Origin of the sequence: Lentilactobacillus sp. TOM.63, assembly GCF_030361045.1 — a bacterium.
Lineage (GTDB): Bacteria > Bacillota > Bacilli > Lactobacillales > Lactobacillaceae > Lentilactobacillus > Lentilactobacillus dabitei.
Genome location: NZ_JAUCAP010000011.1, coordinates 1 through 24,409, shown reverse-complemented (window position 1 = coordinate 24,409; position 24,409 = coordinate 1). Strand labels below are relative to the sequence as shown.

Genomic DNA, 24,409 nt, shown 5'->3' with positions numbered 1-24,409 from the left:
TCGCCATCAGCTACTATTTAATCAAAAGTTCAAAGGAGCCACGTTTATGCCAACATTTATCAACGCCAATATCTTTCTAGGACTGGATACCTCAAGCTTTGCGACAGCCATGACGGTCACTAATGGTCAAATTACGTGGATTGGCAATACCAACACGGTTAGTGATCCAACCGCCATCGATTTACGCGGGCAAACAGTTCTCCCTGGCTTAATCGACGTCCATACACATCCCAAATACATTGCCGATGCCCTTCACGGCGTGGCTTGTACCCCACCCAATGTTAATAGTATTGCGGAAATGAAAACGGCTTTGCGGCAGTCACCCCAATTCGGCAAGGGCGAAAAAGTTTGGATTGAAGGCTGGGGCTTTGACGAAACTAAATTAGCCGAGCACCGCACACCAACGATTAACGATTTGGATGACGTCTCAACGACCCAGCCGATTTTCATTTATCGCTCGGATTGTCACTCCTCAGTTGGCAATTCCAAAGCACTTGAATTAGCTGGTATTAGTCGAGACACGTCTGATCCGAAAGGTGGCTTTATTGGTCATTTTGCAGATGGTCGGCCAAACGGTTACATGAAAGAAGTCGCTGCCAGCCAATTATTAATCCGTGCCAAGTCTGTCCAAAGCTTTGCTGGTGACGTTGAAAACATGGTCGCCAGTTCCGATCATTATTTGGCCAATGGGATCGTCGCTATCGGTGAAATGATGGGCCGAAAGAAGCCAACTGATTCGCTCGAACTCTATCAAGCCGCCGTTGAAGCCGGCTTTAAACCTAAAACCGCCATCTACTACGTTTACGATGAAGTCGCCGAAGACAAAGCCTTACAGCCGACTAGCGAAGAGCAGCTGCGGATTGCCGGCATCAAAGTTTTCATGGACGGCAGTATTTCTGGTGAAACGGCGGATAATCAAGTTCCTTATCTAAATGGTCAAACTGGAGTCGCCATCACAAACGCTGCTAAACTTCACCAGGCGGTTGATTACGCCCGCCAGCATCATCTTCAAGTCGCAGTTCACGCTATGGGGGACGCGGCCATTCAACTTGTCTTGGATGTCACCCGCGAATTAACGCCCTGGTTGGCAGACCGGCCATCCATTCGAATTGAACATGCTTCCATTTTAAGTGACCAAATGCTTCACCAAATTAATGAGGCCACCATGACCTATGCATTGGTCACCCAGCCGATTTTCTTTTTTGCTGAAGACGAATCCTATCGCCAGTATTTATCACCCGCGCAATTTAAGTTGATTTATCGAGACAGATCAATGTTAGCATCTAAAGCAGCTTTCGCGCTAAGCTCGGACGCGCCATGTACTCCGTGGGCCGAGCCTGACAGTCCATTTGTTAACATTTACGCGGCAGTCACCAGGAAAGCCGCTAACGGCGACCTGGTGAACCCAGCTGAGTCGATTAGCGTCCCGGAAGCAGTCTTAGCTTACACAAACTGGCCGGCAAAGATTGGCGGCTTTAAACACAATGGTACCCTCCAGCCGGGGATGGCAGCTGATTTTATTATTTTGGATAGAAATATCTTTTCGATTCCTGCAGAAGAACTCAAAGACGTCAGGGTCAAGGAGACGTGGCTAAATGGCCGGAAAGTTTTTGGGTAAGGATTATTTTTGAATATAGGACAGCTGCGCAGAGCAGGGATCTGCGCGTAAGCACCACCACCAAAAATCCCAGAATCATGGATTTCTGGTGGCGGAGACTTACACTCCGATCCCTAATCGCTTTGCTCCGCTCACTCTTGATGGTCACAAAAGGCCGACATGCAAAATCGCATGTCGGCCTCTCTAGTTAAGTCAATTAAGTTTCTTCACTTAACTATGGTTGAGCAATAATTAATTTCTTATTAGCTGTTAAATAGTGACCGTTAGTCAAAACAAATTTGCTTAATGATCCTTGTTTAACATGTTTCTTCACTTTAACAATTGTTCCTTTTTTAAGGTGAGTCGAACGATTAGCTTTACTAAAGGTTGGTTTGGTATACTCATATGTTCCAGCTTTTGCCAAAACAGTTACTTTCTTAGGCGCTGTTTGATAGTAAAGGTTAGCAACATACTTACTGTTAGCTGTGATATAACCTGCAGCTGTCTTGTATCTTAAAGCGCCATTCTTAGAATAGGCTTTACCAGTTACTATAAACGTTTTGGCATTTGTCCGTGAATGTTTGGCGTATGATTTAACGACATGTTTGAAGTCAACACCTTTGTACACACGAATTCCTGTCTTGGCGTATACTTTGAACTGTTTAAACTTTTTAGTCGCAGCAGGTTGAGACGTTGTGGTTGGTTGCGTCGTACTTGGTTTAATCGTTGTTGCTTGGCTACTTGAACTTGGTGTGGTGATTGTTCCTGTGGTACCCGTATTCGTTGAGTTGTTATTATCGGGTGTTGGTGCAGCTTGACCAGTAATGCTGACTTTGAAGTTAGCACTAAATGACGCATCATCCTTCTTCGTCGCAGTGACGGTCACATCTTTTTGGCCAACAAAGTTTGAATTGACTTTTAACTGATAGCTACCATCTGCCTGCTTTTCAACCGCAACATCTTGGGCATCGTCAGTTGTGATATCAAAGTCAGCCGCACTGCTGTCAGATAATTTGACGGTGAAATTAGCCGTTTTGCCCGCAGCTAATGACGTTGGCTGGTTTGCAAATTGAACAGTTGCTCGATGATATTGAGCAGGGAGATCGTAAACCATGGAAGTAAGAATATTGTCTTCTGTCGAATCAGGCGCTTTTAATCTACCACCACTAACTAGCAAAACTTGATTATTTGGCAAAGCTGTCAATGATCGAGAGTATGCGTCATCCATAGGCATCTTAACATCTTCCCAGGTACCAGTACCATTATTTTTATTTACAAATAAGTCACCTTGCCCAGCCGTATTAGCAACAAGTGTCCCATCTGGTAACACTGTAATATATGGTGAACCACCGTAAGCCAATCTTGTACCCTCACTAGATGAATCCCAATTAAGACCGTCATCGGATATTTTAAAGTTGGTCCGCCATTCCCCAGAGTTAACGACCTCATACGTCATAATGTATTTTCCATTTGGCATTTGAGCCACTGTAACCATACCAGGGCGCGCAGCAGAATTATTGAAATCAACATCATCAACAACACTTCCCCAGTTCACACCATCGTTTGACACTTGATGAACCAATTTCTGAGCGTAATGAGTTTGATCCCGTTCGTCAGAGTAATAACATACCAATTTATGATCAATTACTTTCACAAATGGTTCCCAAATAGGGCCGGGGGTACTCCCCATAACTGCTTTGCCGCCATTTGCAACCGTACTTAAATACGACCAACTACGGCCATGATCGGTACTCTTATATAAAACAATCGAAGAACTTGAGAGATCGCCAGGAATGGCATTACCCGCGCAAATCAGGGTTCCTTCATCCATATTGCCAACCTTTTCAGGTAATTCGTATAGGAAGGGTTGATAGCGATTTCCAACTCCCTTGTTAAGATCTTTAACCTCACCTACCACTTTCCATGTGCCACCGTGATCAGTACTCTCCGAAATAACAAACGAGGGTGTACCAGTGACATAGTGTTCAGATGTTGCATACAATCGACCATTATATGCAGGATCACTTTGATGTTCAGTCACCATTCCCCGACCGTACAAGAAATCTGGGGATTTAGTTCCTGGTAATTGATCTTTAGTTGCTACCGTGATAACCGAATTATCACTACTTGCACCACCATCCGTTGCATAGGCCGGTTGGCTAACTACTCCGCTCAAACCAATGACGCCAAGGCCAACGGTTCCAATGATAACTTTGGTCAATTTCTTAACTAATGAATACATCTAATTCCTCCTCAATGACTATCAAGCGCTTACATTTTCCTCACAATAAAAGGGACTACGATCCCATTACGTGACCGTATCCCCCCCTATTTAATTGTTATTGAACTGAAATAAGTTCTAAATTACTTATGACTTAGCATTACCCTGCTCGTCAACTTCACCAGCTTGTAGCTTATTTTCCTTCTTAAGAACAAAGGCTGCAAAGAGTGTTACAACAGCAACGATTGCACCAAGAATTAAGTATGTGTGGTGGAAACCAATGGCGTCATACATATTACCAGCAACAGCTGAGAAGATGAAGACTGATATTTGTTTAGCAAAGTTTGACGCTAACGCATAAACGGTGGCGTAAACTCGAACATCGAAGGCGCCGGCAATGTATTTCATAATTGAAACCAGTACCAAAGGCATTTCGAATCCGGCTAACAGACGTAGGAAGATAACCCAAATCAAACTTGGTGATAATGCTGATCCGATGATCCGAATTGCCAGGATAACACCATAAGCAATCAAACCATTTCGTGAACCAATCCGGTTAATAATCCATGGCATTGGGAACATCAGTAAGAATTCCAAGCCAATTTAAGCAGTTGTCATATAACTGTATGCCTGCGTTCCGGCAGCAGCTGAATTGAAGAATGACTTGAAGAAGATGATAAATTGTTGATCAAAAACATCATAAATAGCTGAAGTACCAATGTAGAAAATTGAGAGATACCAGAAGTTCTTTAATTTGAAGATTTTACCAATCATGCTTAAGTCGAGTGAATTAGAAGTATCACCAGCGGCAGAAGCGTTGTCCATATCAACTTTATCACTAAATAAAAGTAATCCAGTCAAAATGGTGGCTGAGATTGTACATGCCCAAAAGATTGAATTTGGATGCCACAAGAAGATTTGACCACCAACAAATGAAGCAACCATTCCGGCTAATGATCCACCCATTCGTGAGTGACCATATTCAAAACCGTTAGCTAAGCTGGCCCGTTGAACATATTGTTCAATAACTGAAACCCCACCATTAAAGATGAAGCAAAGATAGATTCCAGTTACAATGGCAACTAACATTGAATTAATGTGCATCAATGGCATAAATACCCACTGGAAGTACGGCCCAATTAGCATTGCGGCAATTGCAATTGTAAATAACAGGTTCTTCTTGAATAAGAGCTTATCTGAAATAACACCGAATGCTGGTTGGAATAAAAGTGATAATCCGGCCATAGCTGAAAACACAACTCCAGCTTCGGCACCATTCATATGCCCGACTTGTTCCATCCAAAGAGTTAAATAACCAAAGATAATTTGCCACATGAAGAAGTAAGTAAAGTGGGTAAACGGGAATCCCCAGAAATGCTTACTCTCCTTTTTTTGTGGTGTTTTTGCACTGTTTTCCATTACGAGTGCCTCCTATTAAATTTTTTAATCATAATTATATGGAACTGGCTTGCCAAAATGAGGCGTCCCGTCATCATTCCAGGTAAATGCTTGAACCTTGGTATGACGGTTTGGATCATATAATGGGTCGCCTTTAATTTCGGTATAATCGCGACAATGATAAACCAAAATATCAGTTTTGCCGTCCTCGGCAACAGTGAATGAATTGTGACCTGGGCCATATTGATGAGTTGCCATGTCACTTTGGAAAACAGGATCTTTCGACTTAGTCCAGTTACTTGCGTCCAACAAATCTGCATCATCGGGAACACTTAACATACCCATTGCATAATGCTCGTCGGTAGCGCTTGCAGAATAAGTTAAGAAGTAACGGCCGTTTCGATGAATAATTGCAGGTCCTTCGTTAACCCAAAAACCAATCGTTTCCCAATCAAATTCTGGTTTCGTCAACATCACTGGCTTTGTCTTGAGCGTCCAGGGATTTTCCATTTCGGCAATATAAATGTTGGAATTACCACGAATTGCCGGATCCTTTTGGGCCCAAACATAATAAAGTCTATCATTTGCTTCAAAGCAAGTTGCGTCAAGTGAGAAGCTGTCCATGCCTGTTTCAACTTGACCATGTTCAAACCAGTCATCTTCACTTCTCATTGGATCTTCGGCATCACATTCGATACAGAACATTCGGTGTTGGAACATCCCATTCTGATCCAAGGCAGTTGTTTCAGCAGCTGCAAAGTAGATGAACCATTTGCCATCAATGTAATGAATTTCTGGTGCCCAGATCAGCCGTGACATGGGACCGCTTTCATGCTTGCGCCAAATAGTACGTGGAGCAGCATGAGCCAATCCGGCTAAAGTTTTAGCCCGGCGAATTTCGATCAAATTATAAGCAGGGACTGAAGCGGTGAAATAATAATAACCGTCAGTGTGCTTGTAAATGAACGGATCGGCTCGTTGAACAATCAAAGGGTTGATATAATCAGTCAATGTAAACTCTCCTTTTCACTACGTAGTTTTGTAAGCTCCTTGTGCACATTTTTATAATATGGCCTGTAGAAACCGATTACAATGGTTTTTGTGAGTATTTCATCATATTTTGACTTAGATAAATGTTTTTGATAGTATAAAAGCAGCCATAAAGCGGTTACAAAATCAAAAATTAACATAAATGTTGATTAAAGCACTTTCATCCCTTTCATAGCAGGATTGTTAGTGAACATTCACACAATAAGTGTTATGTTAAATAAGGAGCTCATTACCATGGAATTAGACATATCTCAGGACTCTCTGAAGGTTTACAAAGCACTGGCTAGCCCGGTGCGAATCCAAATCATTCAGGCCCTCTCAACGAAAAGGACCAGTGTTCAGGAGCTATCTAAGAAGCTCAATCTCAGTAGTACCATTGTTTTAATGCATCTCAATAAGCTCGCTGAAGCTGGGATTATCGGCTTCGAACGTCACGGCCATAAAAAGGTTTCCTATTTGAAAGTTGATAATATTAATGTTCACTTTCCAAGTACGATCTATCCGGCGTTTGCGGAATACGATACCGAAGTGCCGGTTGGCCAGTTTACCAACTACTCGGTGACGCCATCCTGTGGCCTGGCTGGAAAAAATGATTATATTGGTAAAGTTGACAATCCCACTTATTTCATGAGCCCAGATCGGATTAAGGCTGGCATGATTTGGTGGACCGATGGATTTGTTGAATATCAGTTCCCCAATTATTTAGAGGACAAAGATCATTTGGAAATGCTAGATTTGTCGATGGAATTAGGATCTGAATTCCCATTTTCCAACAACGTCTGGCCATCTGACATCACGTTTTATATTAACAATGTTGAGATTGGGACTTGGACCAGTCCAGGGGATTTTTCAGATATTCGGGGTAAATACACGCCTGATTGGGTTCCAGATAACGTTAACCAATATGGGCAACTCAAGGTTGTCAGGGTGACCGACCATGGGAGTTATTTAGATGGACAACCCTTCACGGATGTTTCCATTGATGATCTGGATTGGCGGCAGCCCACAATTTCGGTACGATTTGCAATCAAAGACAACGCTAAACACAAAGGCGGCTGCACAATCTTCGGTCACGGATTTGGTAACTACGACCAGGATATCCAGATGAAGCTATTTCATAGTTAAATAAATCTTATAAAGAGGGTAGATCTCATGAGTCAAAACGATAAAATGCGAGAATTCATCTTAAGTTACCTAGAAACCCAGCCGAATCAGGTCAATCTCCAGAGTGTTCGTAAATTAATTGAGTATGGTAAGAACAATGATTATGCTGCGCCGGATATTTTAGCCGAACTTTCGAAGATGGACGATAAGCATGAGGGAATTCTTACAGCGACGTTTGACGTTGATTTTGTTGACGGGGTGAAGCTATTTACTAACAAAGCTACCCGCTGGCTGACCCCTGAAGGATTGAAGTACTTAAGCGATCTCAAGCACGGAGAAAATGCCCACTCTGACATCAAACTAGCGGACGATGATAAAAGAACAGCGCAAAAATATGATGGTTATCTTCAGCAATTAATCTCCGCAAAGGGCGACATGCAAACCGAGTCTGACCAGGTAACGTTACAGGAATTTTCACTGGATCTGCGTCATTTGTTAACTGACAATAAAAAGCTGGAGCGTGGTGCTCTCAATAAGTTCAATCCATTTGTTGAAAGAAATTGGCAAGAACTTTCAACCCCAATGACCCCAATCTTCATGGAATTGTCGAAGCGGTTTTTGTTCGACAAAGATTATGATGCGTGAGAATACCCATCAACAAATTATTGATAAATGTAACTTGCCCCACCATTTATATTGACAAAGTTTCTGACAAACGGCTGAGTCCAGCCATTTAGAAAAAAAGACCAACTATTCCAATAATAATTAGGAATAATTGATCTTTTTCGTTAAATTCTGGGATCAAAACGCCGATTGTCCCAGTCTTTTCCTACTCAAATTGTTTGAGCCATTCCAAACACAGTGGGAACCATTTGGCAAAATGAGCATCCGTTCTGTCGCGGTTAACCACTCCCGTATATTTGTTGCCCAAACTAAATCCATGACCACCTGAGGCAAAGAGGTGAAGTTCAAATTGAACATCATTCTCAAATAATGCCTTTGTATATGGTTGAATGTGATCAACATATGGGGCCAGTCCATCACCACGGGCCCCAAAGATAAAGGTTGGGGCAGTCTCTTTAGTAACCAGTTTGGAGACATCCTCACTTTGAATGCCCATTTTCTCATCCAAGGCCTGATTAACAACTGGATAACCTAAAATGGCAAATTGGGCGTGGTTGCCCTTTTCACACGAGTAAGCGGCTGCCAGCTGGCCACCAGCTGAAAAGCCGATGACGCCAATATTTTTGGGATTGACTTTCAAGCCTTTTGCGTGTTTAATTATGTAGTCAAATGCGGTGCTGATACTTTCTTTGGCTACTTGATAATTCTTCTTTTCATTAATCGGGTATTCCAACACAAAAGCTTGGTAGCTTTGCGTCAAGAATGTCAAAGCAACCCGCTCCGAATCTCGTTCTTTAAATGGCTTATAACTGCCACCAGGTAGAATAACGATCCCAGGCAGATCAACATCACTAGCACTATCATAAATATCTAATTTTGTTCCATTGTCTTCATTTAACACAACTTGTTTAAAATCCATACAATCACCTCAACTACTATGATAAGGTGCCAGCACCAAAATTGCCATTCGAAATTAATGGTAAATGCCGGTAGAACACCCAGCACGCATGATTTATACGGATATATCACAATTATTTATGGGGATATTGAAATTCTTTATAACTTTCTTTAGATTTTTGTCGTATAGTAACCCAGTGGGTAGCTAATAGCCACTGATACATATTTCTCGTTACATTCGTTATCAATATTTTGAACCGGGGGAATTTTCACATGATTTCAATTAACAAACGCGTCACCCTTTTAGTGGCGGCTTTTGTACTAGCTACCCTTTCATTTGGCTTTGGTTGTCATTCGACAGCGGATACCGGCACCGCCAAAGTGAGTGTCCAATTCAAGCTGCCCATTCACGCGCATGCCTACGCGCTTAAAAAGAATGCGACGTTGTATTCAAATGTCCATTTAACAAAAAAGGTATCGAGCAAAGGTCTGCTCAATACCACTTGGTATCGCAACAAAATTGCCAGTGTCACGATTAATGGTAAACATGCTTATGTTTATCGCTTAACCAGCGCCAACAACAAGCATACCTATTGGGTTCTACATTCCCAAATTAAAGGCATTTACAGCAAGTCGTTTAACGTTAAATTACCGCAAGCCGGCAATCGCTTTGTTGGTAAGCAAATTGGTGTCTTTGGTGATTCAATTCCATCCGGCTGGGACGGGTTTCACTTCTACTTGAACAACTCCTACTTCGATTGGTTAAGCAAATACCTTGGCACTAATAAACGAGTTATGAACTATGCGGTACCAAGCGCCAAAATCGTCGGTCATCGGTTTGCCTACGTCGGCGTCAAACATGTCGCCCAGTATTTGCCCGTTGCCATCAAGTATCATCAGGCTCAAATAAAGAAAATGAATATGATCTTTATTCACGTCGGCACCAACGACTACACTAATTTGTCAGGTTCTGGCAATCTGCGTAACGTTACTCGCCATTTGTACCAGGATGTAGCTCGGATTAAGGCAATTAATCCTAGTGCCCACATTTATGGGGTCTTGCCAATTTCCAGATATGACGAATTGGGTGAAAATCGGCAAAACATGGTTAACCAATATGGCTATACGTACGGTCAATTGCGGGAAGCCGAAGCAAGAGTTTACCGCAAGCTTGGCGCAACGGTGATCAATTTCCAGCAATTTGCGCCTAACATTATTACCGACCAGAATAAGGACCTAACGCTGGAAGATCATGAGATTCACCCAACCGCACAAACCGCCCAAAAGATGGGGTACGCGTTGGCAAAGGAATTAAGTAAATAATTGATTATTATCCAAGCCGCATATCAGCGGACACAAAAAGAAGCTGGGAGCAAAACATCATCTGTTTTGTCGCCAGCTTCTTTTTGATCTTCTAATTTGGACCAAACTGCTGACCTGGTCCAAGCCATCATTACTTTATTCATCTACTGAATGATAAATTTTTCTTTGAACGAGATAGTCATCTTTGTGTAAAAGAATAAACAACGGTGAGGATTCTTCAACCACATCGCTAAACTCCAGGCCATACCAGGAAATTGGTGAGGCCGTCACATTTTGGAGATAGATTCTACCTGCAATTAAGCGTTTATCCAGCGGACTAATTTCATCACTTACCACCAAATCGGCAGGCTGCTCGTTGACAATGACAAACTTGAAGCCACCGACTTTGCGACCCTTCATGGTCGTGTACTTTGGTACTTGGGGTTCAAGTACGCCTTGCTCGACCAAGTTATCAACGATCTGGTGAAGATAGACACTCACGCTTTGCAACTTTCTAAACCCGAGATAAAGCTGAACGTTAATGATATTTTGGGTCTCCAACATATCAACCGTATACGTACTTTCAAACGGCACATTGGTCTCATTAACAGTCACAAACCAGTAAACTTTTGCCCGTTTGGGATCTTTATCAAGGATTGAATACATCGCATCCCGCTTAATCTGATAATTTCCCTTAATCTTGGTCATATAAACCAAGTTAGTGGTATACAGCGGCACACTTCCATCCTTAGTAAGTTCTTCCAGCTGATCTCGATAATCCAGCAAAGAAACGTACTCACTTTCGCGCTCGTAATGTTCCCGTCGCTTATTGCCGAAGTACCAAACCCACATAATATACAGAATCATCAACATAATCAGCAGCGTGATATAACCACCATGAATGAATTTAACCAGACTCGCGCCCAAAAATACAGCCTCAATCAAGCCAAAAAATAGACTGATGGTGATAGCAACCGGCCGCTTCAATTTGGTTGATAAAAATTCTGAGAGCAGGACCGTCGTCATCAGCATTGTGACCGTGATGGCAAGCCCATAAGCTGCCTCCATGTGCTGCGAAGTTTGGAAATACCAAACGACTCCCAGCGTGATCACACATAAGATCCAGTTGATTTGCGAAATGTAGATTTGGTTCTTGATATTACTGGGATGCTTAACAATTAATCTTGGTAAAAATTTTAATCCAATCGCTTCATCCGCCAATGTGTATGATCCTGTTATCAAGGCTTGTGAGGCGATAATCGCTGCCAGGGTCGCAATAATGATGCCAAACAGTCGCCAAGAATTCGGCAGCATTTCATAAAACGGGTTGACCGTTCCTAAGTTACGATAGGCCGCATCTTGGGCATGATTAATCACCCAGGCCCCTTGGCCAAGATAGTTCAAGAAGAGTGATGCATAGACTAGTGGCCAAGTGACATAAATGTTTTTTTTACCCACGTGCCCCATATCTGAATAAAGGGCTTCCGCACCAGTCGTTGCCAGGAAGACACTGCCTAAAATAAAGATACCAACTTTATTGGCTGGGCTAAACAAAATATCAATGGCGTAGTAAGGTGACAACGCTTTGATGATTTCAGGATAACCGGCTAGATTCATGATTCCAGAAACCGCTAAAAAAGTGAACCAAACCATCATCACCGGTCCAAACGACCTGCCAATTGTGCCAGTTCCAAACCTTTGGATGATAAACAAAATTAAAATAATCGTCGAAGTGATCAGCAAAACATCCGTCTGCGAATTACTAAATTGAATTGGTCCCAAGTGCTGATTCTTTAATCCTTCAATTGCTGAGGTTACAGTAACAGCAGGCGTCAACGTCCCGTCAGCAAGCAAGGCAGCTCCCCCAATCAACGCCGGAAAGATCAACCATTTGGCGTGTCTACGAACCAACGCATAAAGCGCGAAGATCCCACCTTCGTGATTGTTATCTGCCTGCATTGCAATCAAAACATACTTAAGGGTCGTGATGATCATCAAAGTCCAAAAAATCAGTGAAATTGAACCGATAATATATTCCTTTGATGTTTGCCCCATCGTGCCTGCATCCCCAATAATGGCATTCATTACATACAATGGTGATGTCCCAATATCACCATAAACAATCCCCAAAGTAACAAGCATACCAGCGAGCGTAACTCGATTTAACCTGTTATTCATTGGAATGCAACCTCCTAATTTTCTTAGCATTAAGTACAGATAATAATCGTTTTGGCAGAAAATACAATCCTTTTTGGCTATTTTGTTAAAAGTATCAACTAATTCTAGAATTTAAGAAAAAAGCGCAGTGCATTCGGTTATTTCTGAATACATTGCGTTTTTCCCCTAAACTATTGGACTAGAGTGGCTTTCGTCCCAATTATTACAACTATTTAATTATCAACACGACCCAAAATAAATACATAGCCATTCCAACGAGTAGGGGTGTCATTTTCAGAACCATAACCTTTAATATTGTTAACGATCTGATTCCCCAGTTTATATCCAGACAGCGAATCCCGTTTACTTGCGGGATATCCTTCTTTATCCAGTAACTTCTTAATCCCAGTTAATTTAGTCGCGTTAGAGGCCATTTCATGGGCATACAGCCATTTTTGAATGTTGGAAAATGATTGGATATCCGTGTAACTCGTCTTGCTGATGGGAGTTGGATCGCCATCGGGCGTACTTTCAAACGTATCATAATCGTGAGCAGCAATCCTGGATAAGCCTAAATCAACCGGACTGTTAGGAAACAAGTTAACAATCGCCCTGGCAAGTTTTTGCTACTTGCCATTTTGAATATAGTTTTGATAGTCGGTGCTGTCGGTAAATTGGTCAATCTGGGTATATTCGATCTGCTTATAATTCGTATTATGGCCAGCTTCAACCTGAGAAGCGGCAACGTAACCATAGACATTCTTTGCGGAATTCCCATCTGCCTGCATTCTAACATAATAATAGTTACGATGCTTCTTATGATGAAGCATCGTAAATGTTGCCTTACGATATAGGTTGGCAGCAGGATAATTCTTTAAATTAGCTTGTTTTTTGGTGTGCCGCCAATTCCAAACATAGACATTCTGGCTAGGATTCTTGGCGTGAAATGTTGCCGTTTGGTTACCCCACTTCTCTTTGACAATCTGGTAGCCGTAAGGACTGAAGCCTTTGATCAAGGCACTGGGACGAACCCAGCCCTGATAATCGTTACCTCTATATGCAACGTAGTAATACGTGGCCCGCTTGTGTTGATGATAAACACTGGCCTTCTTTTGGATAAAGAGCGTGATGCCCTTTAATTTAGAAACTTTATAGAGCCGTTTTTGAAAGTCCTTTTGCTTATCAGAGGGATACCGTTTGCTTGCCCAAATGTAAGCTTTGGATTTTAGATTGGCGTGATACGGATTTGCCGGTGAATTGCTTGAATAAGTCTTAAGGACCTTAACCTGATAACTACCGTGCGCAGCTTATATTAAAAGCAATTCCCAGAGCAGCGAAGCCCAGCATCACACCGATAAGTTTAACGATTCTTTTCATGTATGTAACCCCTCTTTCCATAATAGATATCATGATCAGGTTACCAGAGTGTTAAATAATACATTCATTTTCATTATATATTCCAACCTCACATGTTGACGAACCTCCCCCAATCATTTAGAATTATATGTATTCATTAACGAAAGGAAAGATTGCTATGAGTTCACTTGTTAATCGCAGTTGGCAAAGCCGGTAACAAGTCACATCGTCTGGGACAGATGCGACTTGATCTTAAGCATGCGATCATGAACGCATCTGTGCCGGCAATCTTTTCCAAAAGAAATGGTCTGGCCAGATGATTCCGGCAGACCGACTTCACTACGAGTATTTCGGTCGGACCGGAATGCTCGTTTTTTGTTCGCATTGATAATTTGCAACTAATTTATTTTATATTGAGGAGATTGCTATTATGAAGAAAAAATATTTAATATCAGGTGCCGTTTTAATCTTAGTTGTTATTTTAGGGATTGCTTTCTTCCAAGGTAAGCAAAAACAAAAGCCGCAAGCAAAACCAACAGTCGGCATTTTACAGTTAATGTCTCATCCCGCTTTGGACGCCATCCACAAGGGCATCCTTCATGGGCTTGAAGAAGAGGGCTACAAGCCTGGTAAAAACATCAAAATTGATTTTCAAAATGCTCAAAATGATCAAAGTAACTTAAAGACCATGAGTTCTAAATTTGCCAACGAGGATGCTGACCTTTCTATTGGGATTGCCACTCCTTCCGCCCAAGCCTTGGCCAACACAATTAACAAAAAGCCCGTCATTCTGGGGGCAATCACTGATCCTAAGGGTGCCGGCTTAGTCAAGAACAATAACAAGCCTGGTGGCAATATCACCGGGGTATCTGATCAGGCACCACTAAAAGAACAGCTAGGCTTAATCAAGCAATTAATGCCAAAGATGAAGACACTCGGGATTATCTACACCTCAAGTGATGATTCAGCCGTTGCTCAATACAAGATGTTCGTTAAATTGTGCAAGCAAGAAAGCATCCCATTAAAGGCCTATTCTATTGCCAACACCAATGATTTAACCCAAGTTGCCCAACAAGCTGTCCGCTCCGTTGACGCTATCTACGTCCCAACCGACAATACAATTGCTGGTGCTATGCAGACATTAGTTGGTGCTGCTAACAATGCCAAGGTACCAGTGTTCCCTGCTGTAGACACTATGGTTAAACAAGGTGGCGTGGCAACCTATGGGATTGATCAATATCAACTCGGCGTCGCCACTGGTAAAATGAGCGCCCAGATTCTTAAAGGTAAAAAGAAGCCAGCAAGTACGCCAATCAAATTCTTCCGTCATGGAAAATTGATTATCAATGAAAAACAAGCAAACAAACTGGGCATTAAAATTCCTGCTAGTTTAATGAAGGAAGCCCAACAAAAAGGAGAACTCATCAAATGAGCATTATCGTTTCAGCCATCGGCCAAGGCCTCACTTGGGGGATCGTTGGCATCGGCCTATTTTTAACATTTAGAATTTTGGATTTCCCCGACATGACGGTTGAAGGCACCTTTCCAATGGGCGCTGCGGCCTGTGTTGCTGCCATTTATTCTGGGGCATCCCCGCTGGTCGCCACGCTCATCGCGTTTTTAGCAGGGATGTTAGCCGGCTTGGTCACTGGCCTGTTGTATACCAAAGGAAAAATTCCTGTTTTATTAGCTGGAATTTTGGTCATGACCGCCGCTTACTCCGTTAATTTGAGAATCATGGGTCGGGCTAATTTATCATTATTCGACAAGCCAACTATGCTAAAGACCCCCTTTCTTCAGTCACTGCCGCCCTACTTTGACAGTGTCGTGCTTGGGATCATCGTGGTTGTCATCGTAACGGCAGTTATTATCTACTTTTTGCAGACTAATCTGGGTCAAGCCTTCATCGCAACTGGTGATAACCCCAATATGGCGCGTTCGCTCGGCATCAGCACGGATGCGATGCAAATCATGGGTTTGGGCGTTTCCAATGGCCTAATTGGCCTTGGCGGTGCATTGGTCGCCCAAAACAATGGCTTTGCGGACGTTAATATGGGAATCGGCGTCATCGTGGTTGCCTTGGCTTCCATCATCATTGGGGAGGTCGTCTTTGGTGACCTAACAATGAACCAACGCCTGATTGCCGTTACAATCGGCAGTATCTTGTACCGTTTCGTTATCTTACTGGTCTTAAAGCTTGGGTTCAACGCCAACGATTTAAACCTCATTTCTGCCATTGTCCTGGCAATCTTCATGATGCTGCCAGTTCTCGAAAATCGCTTCCGGATTCGCCATACTTTAGCAAAGGGGATGACCAAACATGACTGAGCCAATTTTTGAACTCAATGATATTGTGGTAACCGTCAATCACGGCACCCCCGAGCAAATCAACATCATGGATCACGTCAATTTAGCGATTTATCCCGGAGATTTCATCACCATTCTTGGCTCAAACGGGGCCGGTAAATCAACGCTCTTTAACGTCATTGGTGGCAATATTCCCGTTACAACCGGCCAGATTCTCCTTCATGGCAAAGACATCACCAGCATGTCAGTTGAACGACGCACCCGTTTCTTGAGTCGGGTCTTCCAAGATCCAAAGATGGGAACCGCCCCCAGAATGACGGTTGCCGAGAACCTACTACTCTCAGAAAAACGTGGTCAACGCCGGGGGTTAGGTGCCCGGCATCTCAAAACTCACATGGCCAAATTCAAAGACATTACCTCAGTTATGAATAACGGCCTTGAAGATCGCTTGAACACCGCCACCGGCAAATTATCCGGCGGCCAACGCCAAGCGCTCAGTTTCTTAATGGCGACAATCAAGCGCCCGGAAATTTTGTTGCTCGATGAACATACAGCAGCCTTGGATCCCCAAACTTCTCAAGAGCTCATGCAGGCAACCAATGATCAAATTACCCGTAACCACCTCACATGTTTGATGATTACCCACCATTTAGATGATGCCCTCAAATACGGCAATCGGTTAATTGTGCTGGACCACGGTAAAATCACTTATGATATTGTCGGTGATCAAAAAGATAATTTGACCAAGGAGGAATTATTGAGCTTCTTTAACGATCTGGATGGATAAGCTGGATTCAATGATTGTGAATATATAAACTTGACCCATCAACCGATTCTTCGACTCTCGGTTGATGGGCTTTTTGATTATCTCTTTTCGGGCTTCATTGACAAAAGTGTTGTTTTGTCGGGGAATGTTAACCTTAGTTAACTAATTTTTTATCAATTCATAAGTTTTTTCATTTTCATTATCATGATGATTTATTTATACTATGGGTAAGCAAGATGTTTATATTTTTCTTAATTGTGAACATTAATATAATTCTTCTATAATTGTTCACGGAAAATTTATAGATATTTTGTAAAATTTACTCAGAAAAAGAAAAGGAAGTGAACATCATGCAAAATCAACAAACAACTCCGAAAAAGAAATTCAAAATGCCTTCCGCGTATACGATCTTATTCCTGATCATTATCTTCGTTGCAATTTTAACTTGGATTATTCCAGCGGGTCAGTATTCAACTGATAAGGCAGGCAATATTATTGCCCACACTTACAAAGCCGTTGCTTCTAACCCTCAAGGAATTTGGGACGTATTCTCTGCGCCAATCTATGGGATGATTGGAAACGACACAACTGAAGGCGCAATTTCAATTTCGCTATTCATTCTGGTCATTGGTGGCTTCTTGGGCGTCGTTAATCAGACCCGCGCCCTTGACGATGGGATTGCCAGTATCGTGTCGAAATATAAAGGCAAGGAAAAAGTCTTAATTCCCTTACTGATGATTCTGTTTGCCCTCGGCGGATCCACTTACGGGATGGCTGAAGAAACCATTGCCTTCTATCCATTGCTTATCCCCGTAATGATTGGGGTTGGCTTTGACTCATTGGTTGCCGTTGCGATCGTCTTGGTCGGCTCACAGGTTGGTTGTTTGGCCTCAACCGTTAACCCGTTTGCCACGGGGGTTGCTTCACAGACGTTAAACATCTCGCCGGGTGACGGAATTTTATCTCGGGCCGTGCTTTTTGTCATCGTCGTAGCCATCAGTATTTGGTTTGTCTACCGTTATGCATCTAAGATTGAGAAAGATCCATCCCGTTCACTTGTATATGAACAACGAGAAGAAGATCTTAAACGATTTGCTTTGAACCATGAAGACAAGCCTGGCACCAAGATGACCGGCCGTCAAAAAGCCGTTCTCTGGATGTTTGGTCTTACCTTCGTCATCATGATCATGGGCTTAATTCCATGGGATCAAATTAACGAAAAATGGACATTCTTCGTTAGCTTCACCAAATGGGCTCAAGACATTCCAGTCCTGGGCAGCCTCATCGGATCCAATTTAGTACCGTTTGGCTCATGGTACTTCACGGAAATTACAACCCTCTTCTTCTTGATGGCTGTAATCGTGATGTCTGTCTTTAAAATGAAAGAGTCCACTTTCGTTGAATCATTCTTAAGCGGCATGAGTGATTTCATGTGCGTTGCAATCGTTGTTGCGGTTGCTCGTGGAATCCAAGTTATCATGAACGATGGGAGCATTACCGCAACCGTCCTTCACTGGGGCGAAATGGGATTATCAAACTTAGGCTCCGTTGTCTTCATCATTTTGGCCTACGTTTTCTATATTCCAATGTCATTCCTGATCCCATCAACTTCAGGACTGGCAGCCGCCACAATGGGGATTATCGGTCCTATGGGTAAATTTGCAGGAGTTGACCCAAGCTTGGTTGTGACCGCCTATCAAAGTGCATCAGGTTGGGTTAACTTGATTACCCCAACATCCGGTGTGGTTATGGGGGCCTTAACCATTGCGCACGTCAACATTACTACCTGGTGGAAATTCATGTTTAAGTTAATGATTTACCTGTTCTTGGCAACAGCCGTATTCTTAGGCATCATGGCCATCCTGTAATCAATAAAACGTCATTATAGCGGCTTCCTTTTAAAATCCATTGAGTCGATTTGAAAGGAAGTCGTTATCTGTCATATGATCGCTTTAACAAAATAAGAATGCGTTTTCATATCCATCAGTTATAATGAAATAACAAGCAGTCAATCAGTATCAATCAAAGGAGGAATTCCACAATGACCAAAATCGTAACAGAAACTCAGCAAAATGAAGCCGTCGAAGCACTCAAGCGTCTCGTTAGCAAGCCTTCCGTCAATGATGAATCGACTAAAACGGCAACCACCCCATTTGGTAAAGGGATTGATGATGCCCTCACAGAGATTCTCACGATCGCCAAAGAAAATGGATTCAAGACTTATAAAGATCCTGAGGGCAACTATGGTTATGCCGAAGTTGGCACCGGTGATAAAATCTTTGGCATTATCGGCCACGTTGATGTCGTCCCTGCTGGTGACCCTAACGACTGGGACAGTGATCCCTTCACCGCAACGGTCAAGGATGGGTACATTTATGGACGTGGTACTCAAGACGATAAGGGGCCATCAATGGCAGCCATGTTTGCCGTGAAAGCTTTGATCGATCATGGTTACCAATTCAATTGCCGCATTCGATTTATTTTTGGAACTGATGAAGAAACTCTCTGGCGAGGAATTGCCGTTTATAACAAGAAAGAATCGCCAATTGATTTTGGGATCGCCCCAGATTCAGAGTTCCCGGTGACTTACGCAGAAAAAGGTTTGGAGCAGGCATATTTGGTTGGCCCTGGGATGGCTGATCTCAACATTGACCTGGAGAATGCTTTTAACGCTGTCCCTGCCAAAGCTCCGTATAACGGACCCAAACTTGATCAGGTGAAGCAAGCATTGGACAATCATGGTTTTAAGTATGAAGATCACGGGACGGATGGCATCACGGTGATTGGCAAATCCGTCCACGCGATGAACGCACCTCAGGGAACCAACGCCGTCCTGCGGTTAGCAATGGCGTTAGACGATATTTTCCCAAGTCAGCCACTTGATTTTATCGGCAAACTTTTCAAAGAAGATGCAACCGCTACTAATCTCTTGGGTGACGTTGAAGACAATCAGTCCGGTCATTTAACCTGCAACATTTCAAGCCTCAAGATCGACAAAGATGAGACCCGCATGCAAATTGATATGCGAATCCCAGTGACAGTTGATCGAGACGAGCTGATCGAAAAGTTAAAGAAAGCCGTTGCACCATTTGACCTGCACTACGAGGCATTCGACTATTTGGCACCATTGTACGTTCCGACTGACAGTGAACTGGTCAAAACCTTGATGTCAGTTTACAAAGACTTGACTGGCGATGACACCCAACCAAAGATTTCTGGTGGTGCCACTTATGCCCGAACCATGAACCAATGTGTCGCATTCGGTGCGATGTTGCCGGGTTTGCCAGACTTCATGCATCAAGTCAATGAAAATTGGGAATTAAAGAGTATGTTTAAAGCGATGGATATTTACGCTGAAGCCGTTAAGCGGTTATGTGTGGATCCAGAGTAGATCGTAAGAAATCGGGATTTTTATACCAGAATTTAGCAAACAAAGACAAGCATTCCAGATTTTCGGGATGCTTGTCTTTGTTTGCTAAATAGTCGAGAGTGAGTTGATATCCGAACCCCTTCATATATGAATTAAGTTCAATCTTAATTTACTTTCGGCGCGTTCTTAGCAGCGGCCTTCAAAGCAGCTTTTTGACGCATTTCCATTTCAATTTCCTCAAGACTCTTGCCTCGAGTTTCTGGGACCATGTAGATAACAAAGAAGATTGAAACGATGGCAAAGAAAGTAAAGACGGCAAAGGGTCCACCAACATTGTTATTAAAGACATGAAGTAATTCCAAGAAGAATTGAGAAACGATAAAGTTCCCAATCCAGTTGGCAGCTGAACCGATGGAGTTACCGACTCCTCGAACATTTAAGGGGAAGATTTCACCGATCATCAACCAACAAATTGGCCCCCATGAAACGGCAAATCCGAAGATATAAATGCCAATCAAAATCATGGTTGGAACCGCAGCATCGGCAACGTTCAACGTGAAGTTCAAGACCGACAAGATTCCAATTGAAGTGGCCATGACAATTGAGCCAAATAGCAGGATCGTTCTCCGATTAAATTTATCCATGATGTTGTATGCCAAGATCGTGCAGACAAAATTGACAATCCCAATCCCGACGGAAATCCAGATCGCATTGCTTTCAGGAAAACCAAATCCCTTGATAAAGACTTGTGGTAAGAAGTAAATGACGGAATTAATGCCGACTAATTGCTGCAGTAACATCAAACAGATCGCCACAATCACAGCTGGCCGAGCAAAGGTAAATAGTTCCTTCAACCCACCTTTAGGCTGGTTGGCAACCATTTGAATGTCGGACAGCTCTTTGTCTGGATCCTGATTTGTTTTGGCACGAAGTTCATGAAGCACATCACGCGCCTCATCAACGCGTCCCTTTTCAACCAAGTAACGTGGTGATTCTGGTAAAATCATTGAACCGATAAACAGTAACAGTGCAGGAATCAAAGCTGATCCAAGCATCCATCGCCAATCACGTAATCCAAGCAAATTGTGGTGCAAAAAGGTTAAGTTAGAGACGTATGCCAGCAAAATGCCCAGGGTAATCATTAATTGAAACATTGTTCCTAATGATCCACGATGAGGGGCATCGGCTAACTCTGCGAGGTACGCCGGCGTGAGTGCGGAAGCTGATCCAACGGCAAAGCCTAAAATAATTCTGGCAATCACCATTGAAACAAAGCCTTGAGCAAACATCGATAAACTCGACCCAATTAGAAACAGAATGGATGCCAGCACAAGGAGTCGTTTCCGACCAAAGCGGTCTGATAGCGATCCAATCGATAACGCACCGATCGATGATCCAATCAGCACTGAAGAAACGATAAAGCCGGTTTGCTCAGTTCCCAAGTTAAAATTACTTTCAATTAATGGTGAGGCGCCAGAAATAATACCTGTATCAAATCCAAATAAGAGGCCACCTAAAGCACCGAAGAAGAAAATAAAGAAAGTACTTAAATGCCTTGCTTTCATGTTTATCCCTCCCCAAGGAAAAAAACGTGAGCGGATCCAAGCGGTTAGGGATCGGATTGTAAGTCTCCTCAGAGAGAAATCACGGATTTGGGAATTTTCTCTGAGGTGTTTACATGCAGATTCCTGCTTGGAGGAGCTGTCCTAAAATATGCATTATGAATATTGTTAATCGAAGGCCACTTTTACATAAAGCCTCGGCACCCGACCACTGCTAATCTCAAGACCACCGCCTTTTATCACGACTTTGTGTATTTGCTTGGTATCGCTTTCATTGTAAGAGGATGCCCGCTGTTTTACAAACTTTTGCGCTTTTATATTCAGCTTTGATGTATGATTATGAACTAATGCCGTCAAAGATGGGTGGGATCTCTTAAAGCATTTAGGTTCCGAATCACTTTGCTTGCCTTCTAAAAAAATCCGCGTATACTTTCAGTTGTTAGGTACCTAAATATACTTGTTAGGACAGCTCCTCCAGGCAGCAACCGGAGCGTAAGCACCTTTGGCGAAAATCCCAGAATCAGGGATTCCCGCCAAAGGAGACTTACGCTCCGGTTGCAAACCGCCTGGATCCGCTCACTTTTTTTAAGGAGAATATCTATGACAAAAACAAACGCAGAACTTCTAAGAAAAATCTTCGGCTTTATCCATCGCACTCAGCGCTTGGCCCAGATGCAGGACCGTCCATACCATATGCACGGCCAACGTCGGGCATTGGGCGTTCTTGCCAAAGAAGGCACCCTCATCCAATCTCAATTAGCTGAAATTTTGGACATCCGTCCTTCTTCACTTACTGAGTTATTATCCAAGTTGGAAGACCGCGGCTTGATCACCCGCACCACCGACGAAGATGATAAACGTGTCACTAAGGTTTCAATCACCGATGAAGGCAAAAAGATCATCGAAAACGATGATGAATCTGCCGACAAAATGCTTGATACCATCTTTGAGGGATTATCTGATGATGAGGTGAACGAGTTAAGTCAACTTTTCGACAAACTCAACACATCATTAGAAGGTAAGCTTCCCGACAGAGAAGAAGGCCCTCATGGATTCCCACATCATCACCATGGCTTTGGTGGTCCCCATCGCGGCCCATTTGGCGGCCATCGTGGTGGTTTCCATGGACCAAGAGGTTTCGGTGAATAACCTCATTTATCAATAAACTTTTCTCCGCATGCCTATTTGGTGTGTGGGGATTTTTTAGTTGCTGACCTTTCATTCCCATTCTTAACCACTTTGCGACCCATTTCAGCAGGCACATTTCTTCCGCTTAAGCCTGGTTTAAGATTACTATAGTAAAAATAGAGTTGAACATTGAAACTGTCCAAATCTTATACGGAAGGTGATCGCGGAATTATTATGGTTAAGAAGAGAATTGAATGGATCGACATTGCCAAAGCTTACGGAATTATCGCCGTTGTTCTCGGCCACGCCTTGGCAAGCGGAAATACAACTAACATTATCTATTGGTGGCACATGCCGTTATTCTTCATTATTGGTGGCTTCTTCCTCAAACCAATTGATATTCATAAACTCACTGTTTGGAAGAAGTTTTTCAACAAACGGATCTATCGGGATCTGACAATCTACTTTAGTGCTGGAATCGTTTTAATTTTGGCGTACAGCATCCTTTATAATAAAGACTGGCAATATTTGGTTAACCATTTGTCGCGGTTGATTGTGGGTGGCCGAACGCTGAATCTATACACCAGCACGTTCTGGTTTGTGAACGTTTATCTGCTCTCGATTACTGCCGTTACCCTGCTCATCTCAATCACCAAATCACGAGTGATTCAGCTGGCAATAGTTGGGGCCGGTGTCTTTCTGGCAACCTGCTATGACAAGATTGATTGGTTAACCTTATATAATTACAAAACGATGCCTTGGAATGCAGATATTGTCCTCATTGCGGCTTTCTTCACCTATATTGGGTATCTATTTTTCCACACAAATTGGAAATGGATTGAAAAGCCACTCCCGATTGCAGGGCTGGTCATATCTGCGGGTGCGCTCATTTGGTTCTACTTGAATCAAAATTTCAGCTTTGAATTTTCAATGAAGTCTCACTTGATTCAATCATCCGAGCCAAAAGTCTTGATGATGACAACGATCCCACTGATCTTCTCGTTTGCGGTGATGGGGATTTCCCATTTGACCACCTATTTGCCAATCAATTGGTTCCTGTCGCTGATCGGCAAACACACCATGATCATTATGTATATGCACAACTTCTTATTAGACATCCTGGGTCGCGCCGGCGTTGAAGACGTCTTGACCAAGGTCACGATTGCGGTAATGGTTCCGCTTATTATCGTTACCCTAGAGAAACCAATGACAGAAAAGCTCATGAATCAGCGTCATTTATATCTTGATTCATATGTATTTAAATAAAAATGGCTGAAAACGCGTTTGGAAGCTGAAGCGAAGCCATTCGATAAAAAGGACCAACTATTCCTGTGATCTTGGAATAGTTGATCCTTTTCATTAAATTGCCGCAGCGGCTTTATATTCAAATTCTGGGATCAGAGCGCCGATTGAGCCAGTCGCTTCGCTTATTAACGCAATTGAAGCTCCAGATACTCCGCTCCATCCAGGGGAGTCAACCACTCCTGAATAAATTCAGGAGCTTGTGAGAATAACACCTCACGGTGTCACGACCACAATTTGCTTAGATACAGCGGTTGCCTGCAAGCAG

At 42.9% G+C, this 24,409-nt stretch carries 18 protein-coding genes and 1 pseudogene; 11 read left to right on the top strand and 8 right to left on the bottom strand.

The features are described 5' to 3' along the window. Window positions 1-46: 46 nt before the first annotated feature. Entirely contained in the window at window positions 47-1,618 is a 1,572-nt protein-coding gene (locus QUF07_RS03540; protein WP_217341458.1) for an amidohydrolase, read from the top strand. Between the two features lie 214 nt (window positions 1,619-1,832). On the opposite strand, the gene QUF07_RS03535 is transcribed toward QUF07_RS03540, so the two are convergent. From QUF07_RS03535 to QUF07_RS03525, 3 genes and pseudogenes are all read right to left on the bottom strand, one after another. After that, the gene (locus tag QUF07_RS03535) at window positions 1,833-3,839 is read right to left on the bottom strand and encodes a DUF5776 domain-containing protein (protein ID WP_289426804.1); all 2,007 of its coding nucleotides are present in this window, start codon (window positions 3,837-3,839) and stop codon (window positions 1,833-1,835) included. A gap of 126 nt (window positions 3,840-3,965) precedes the next feature. Then, a pseudogene (locus QUF07_RS03530) lies at window positions 3,966-5,237 on the bottom strand (oligosaccharide MFS transporter). A 24-nt stretch (window positions 5,238-5,261) separates the two neighbouring features. Next, window positions 5,262-6,227 carry a glycoside hydrolase family 43 protein gene (locus QUF07_RS03525; RefSeq protein WP_217164610.1) on the bottom strand — a complete coding sequence of 322 codons (966 nt, stop codon included), beginning with the start codon at window positions 6,225-6,227 and terminating at the stop codon, window positions 5,262-5,264. Between the two features lie 273 nt (window positions 6,228-6,500). On the opposite strand from QUF07_RS03525, the gene QUF07_RS03520 reads away from it, so the two are divergent. After that, window positions 6,501-7,391 (top strand): ArsR/SmtB family transcription factor, encoded by an 891-nt coding sequence (locus QUF07_RS03520; protein ID WP_217164612.1) that lies wholly within the window; start codon window positions 6,501-6,503, stop codon window positions 7,389-7,391. A gap of 27 nt (window positions 7,392-7,418) precedes the next feature. After that, window positions 7,419-8,015, top strand: coding sequence for a hypothetical protein (locus QUF07_RS03515; protein ID WP_217164614.1), 597 nt, complete (start codon window positions 7,419-7,421; stop codon window positions 8,013-8,015). Window positions 8,016-8,199: 184 nt separating this feature from the next. Here QUF07_RS03515 and QUF07_RS03510 read toward each other — a convergent pair whose 3' ends face one another. After that, complete coding sequence (locus QUF07_RS03510) at window positions 8,200-8,913, bottom strand: alpha/beta hydrolase (protein WP_217164616.1); 714 nt, start codon at window positions 8,911-8,913, stop codon at window positions 8,200-8,202. A 251-nt stretch (window positions 8,914-9,164) separates the two neighbouring features. Between QUF07_RS03510 and QUF07_RS03505 the strand changes: the two genes are divergently transcribed. Continuing rightward, entirely contained in the window at window positions 9,165-10,214 is a 1,050-nt protein-coding gene (locus tag QUF07_RS03505; protein WP_289426803.1) for an SGNH/GDSL hydrolase family protein, read from the top strand. Window positions 10,215-10,349: 135 nt separating this feature from the next. On the opposite strand, the gene QUF07_RS03500 is transcribed toward QUF07_RS03505, so the two are convergent. The 3 genes from QUF07_RS03500 to QUF07_RS03490 form a co-directional block, all read right to left on the bottom strand. After that, entirely contained in the window at window positions 10,350-12,371 is a 2,022-nt protein-coding gene (locus tag QUF07_RS03500; protein WP_289426802.1) for a KUP/HAK/KT family potassium transporter, read from the bottom strand. Window positions 12,372-12,583: 212 nt separating this feature from the next. Next, window positions 12,584-12,949: a hypothetical protein gene (locus QUF07_RS03495; protein WP_249778514.1), complete on the bottom strand. Its 366-nt coding sequence runs from the start codon at window positions 12,947-12,949 to the stop codon at window positions 12,584-12,586. Between the two features lie 27 nt (window positions 12,950-12,976). Further along, complete coding sequence (locus QUF07_RS03490; RefSeq protein ID WP_249778515.1) at window positions 12,977-13,366, bottom strand: hypothetical protein; 390 nt, start codon at window positions 13,364-13,366, stop codon at window positions 12,977-12,979. A 770-nt stretch (window positions 13,367-14,136) separates the two neighbouring features. On the opposite strand from QUF07_RS03490, the gene trpX reads away from it, so the two are divergent. The 5 genes from trpX (at window position 14,137) to QUF07_RS03465 (ending at window position 20,170) form a co-directional block, all read left to right on the top strand. Next, window positions 14,137-15,138 carry a tryptophan ABC transporter substrate-binding protein gene (gene trpX, locus QUF07_RS03485; RefSeq protein ID WP_217164978.1) on the top strand — a complete coding sequence of 334 codons (1,002 nt, stop codon included), beginning with the start codon at window positions 14,137-14,139 and terminating at the stop codon, window positions 15,136-15,138. After that, window positions 15,135-16,034: an ABC transporter permease gene (locus QUF07_RS03480; protein ID WP_217164979.1), complete on the top strand. Its 900-nt coding sequence runs from the start codon at window positions 15,135-15,137 to the stop codon at window positions 16,032-16,034. Before trpX ends, QUF07_RS03480 begins: the two co-directional genes overlap by 4 nt. Beyond that, window positions 16,027-16,800, top strand: coding sequence for an ABC transporter ATP-binding protein (locus tag QUF07_RS03475; RefSeq protein WP_289426801.1), 774 nt, complete (start codon window positions 16,027-16,029; stop codon window positions 16,798-16,800). The genes QUF07_RS03480 and QUF07_RS03475 overlap by 8 nt, the downstream gene beginning before the upstream one ends. Window positions 16,801-17,129: 329 nt before the next feature. Further along, window positions 17,130-18,647: a YfcC family protein gene (locus QUF07_RS03470; protein WP_289426800.1), complete on the top strand. Its 1,518-nt coding sequence runs from the start codon at window positions 17,130-17,132 to the stop codon at window positions 18,645-18,647. A gap of 173 nt (window positions 18,648-18,820) precedes the next feature. Continuing rightward, entirely contained in the window at window positions 18,821-20,170 is a 1,350-nt protein-coding gene (locus QUF07_RS03465) for a M20 family metallopeptidase (RefSeq protein ID WP_289426799.1), read from the top strand. A gap of 143 nt (window positions 20,171-20,313) precedes the next feature. Here QUF07_RS03465 and QUF07_RS03460 read toward each other — a convergent pair whose 3' ends face one another. Continuing rightward, window positions 20,314-21,714: a sugar porter family MFS transporter gene (locus QUF07_RS03460; protein ID WP_217164982.1), complete on the bottom strand. Its 1,401-nt coding sequence runs from the start codon at window positions 21,712-21,714 to the stop codon at window positions 20,314-20,316. A gap of 597 nt (window positions 21,715-22,311) precedes the next feature. Here QUF07_RS03460 and QUF07_RS03455 point away from each other — a divergent pair. Continuing rightward, entirely contained in the window at window positions 22,312-22,860 is a 549-nt protein-coding gene (locus tag QUF07_RS03455) for a MarR family winged helix-turn-helix transcriptional regulator (RefSeq protein ID WP_217164984.1), read from the top strand. Window positions 22,861-23,073: 213 nt separating this feature from the next. Then, complete coding sequence (locus tag QUF07_RS03450) at window positions 23,074-24,105, top strand: acyltransferase family protein (protein WP_217164987.1); 1,032 nt, start codon at window positions 23,074-23,076, stop codon at window positions 24,103-24,105. The last annotated feature ends 304 nt before the right edge of the window (window positions 24,106-24,409 follow it).

Excerpts from the sequence above, each read along its gene's own strand:
- QUF07_RS03505 (WP_289426803.1), top strand. The coding sequence starts at position 9,165 with ATGATTTCAATTAACAAACGCGTCACCCTTTTAGTGGCGGCTTTTGTA.
- trpX (WP_217164978.1), top strand. The coding sequence starts at position 14,137 with ATGAAGAAAAAATATTTAATATCAGGTGCCGTTTTAATCTTAGTTGTT.
- QUF07_RS03535 (WP_289426804.1), bottom strand. The coding sequence starts at position 3,839 with ATGTATTCATTAGTTAAGAAATTGACCAAAGTTATCATTGGAACCGTT.
- QUF07_RS03480 (WP_217164979.1), top strand. The coding sequence starts at position 15,135 with ATGAGCATTATCGTTTCAGCCATCGGCCAAGGCCTCACTTGGGGGATC.
- QUF07_RS03470 (WP_289426800.1), top strand. The coding sequence starts at position 17,130 with ATGCAAAATCAACAAACAACTCCGAAAAAGAAATTCAAAATGCCTTCC.
- QUF07_RS03460 (WP_217164982.1), bottom strand. The coding sequence starts at position 21,714 with ATGAAAGCAAGGCATTTAAGTACTTTCTTTATTTTCTTCTTCGGTGCT.
- QUF07_RS03455 (WP_217164984.1), top strand. The coding sequence starts at position 22,312 with ATGACAAAAACAAACGCAGAACTTCTAAGAAAAATCTTCGGCTTTATC.
- QUF07_RS03500 (WP_289426802.1), bottom strand. The coding sequence starts at position 12,371 with ATGAATAACAGGTTAAATCGAGTTACGCTCGCTGGTATGCTTGTTACT.
- QUF07_RS03510 (WP_217164616.1), bottom strand. The coding sequence starts at position 8,913 with ATGGATTTTAAACAAGTTGTGTTAAATGAAGACAATGGAACAAAATTA.
- QUF07_RS03515 (WP_217164614.1), top strand. The coding sequence starts at position 7,419 with ATGAGTCAAAACGATAAAATGCGAGAATTCATCTTAAGTTACCTAGAA.
- QUF07_RS03450 (WP_217164987.1), top strand. The coding sequence starts at position 23,074 with ATGGTTAAGAAGAGAATTGAATGGATCGACATTGCCAAAGCTTACGGA.
- QUF07_RS03465 (WP_289426799.1), top strand. The coding sequence starts at position 18,821 with ATGACCAAAATCGTAACAGAAACTCAGCAAAATGAAGCCGTCGAAGCA.
- QUF07_RS03540 (WP_217341458.1), top strand. The coding sequence starts at position 47 with ATGCCAACATTTATCAACGCCAATATCTTTCTAGGACTGGATACCTCA.
- QUF07_RS03475 (WP_289426801.1), top strand. The coding sequence starts at position 16,027 with ATGACTGAGCCAATTTTTGAACTCAATGATATTGTGGTAACCGTCAAT.
- QUF07_RS03520 (WP_217164612.1), top strand. The coding sequence starts at position 6,501 with ATGGAATTAGACATATCTCAGGACTCTCTGAAGGTTTACAAAGCACTG.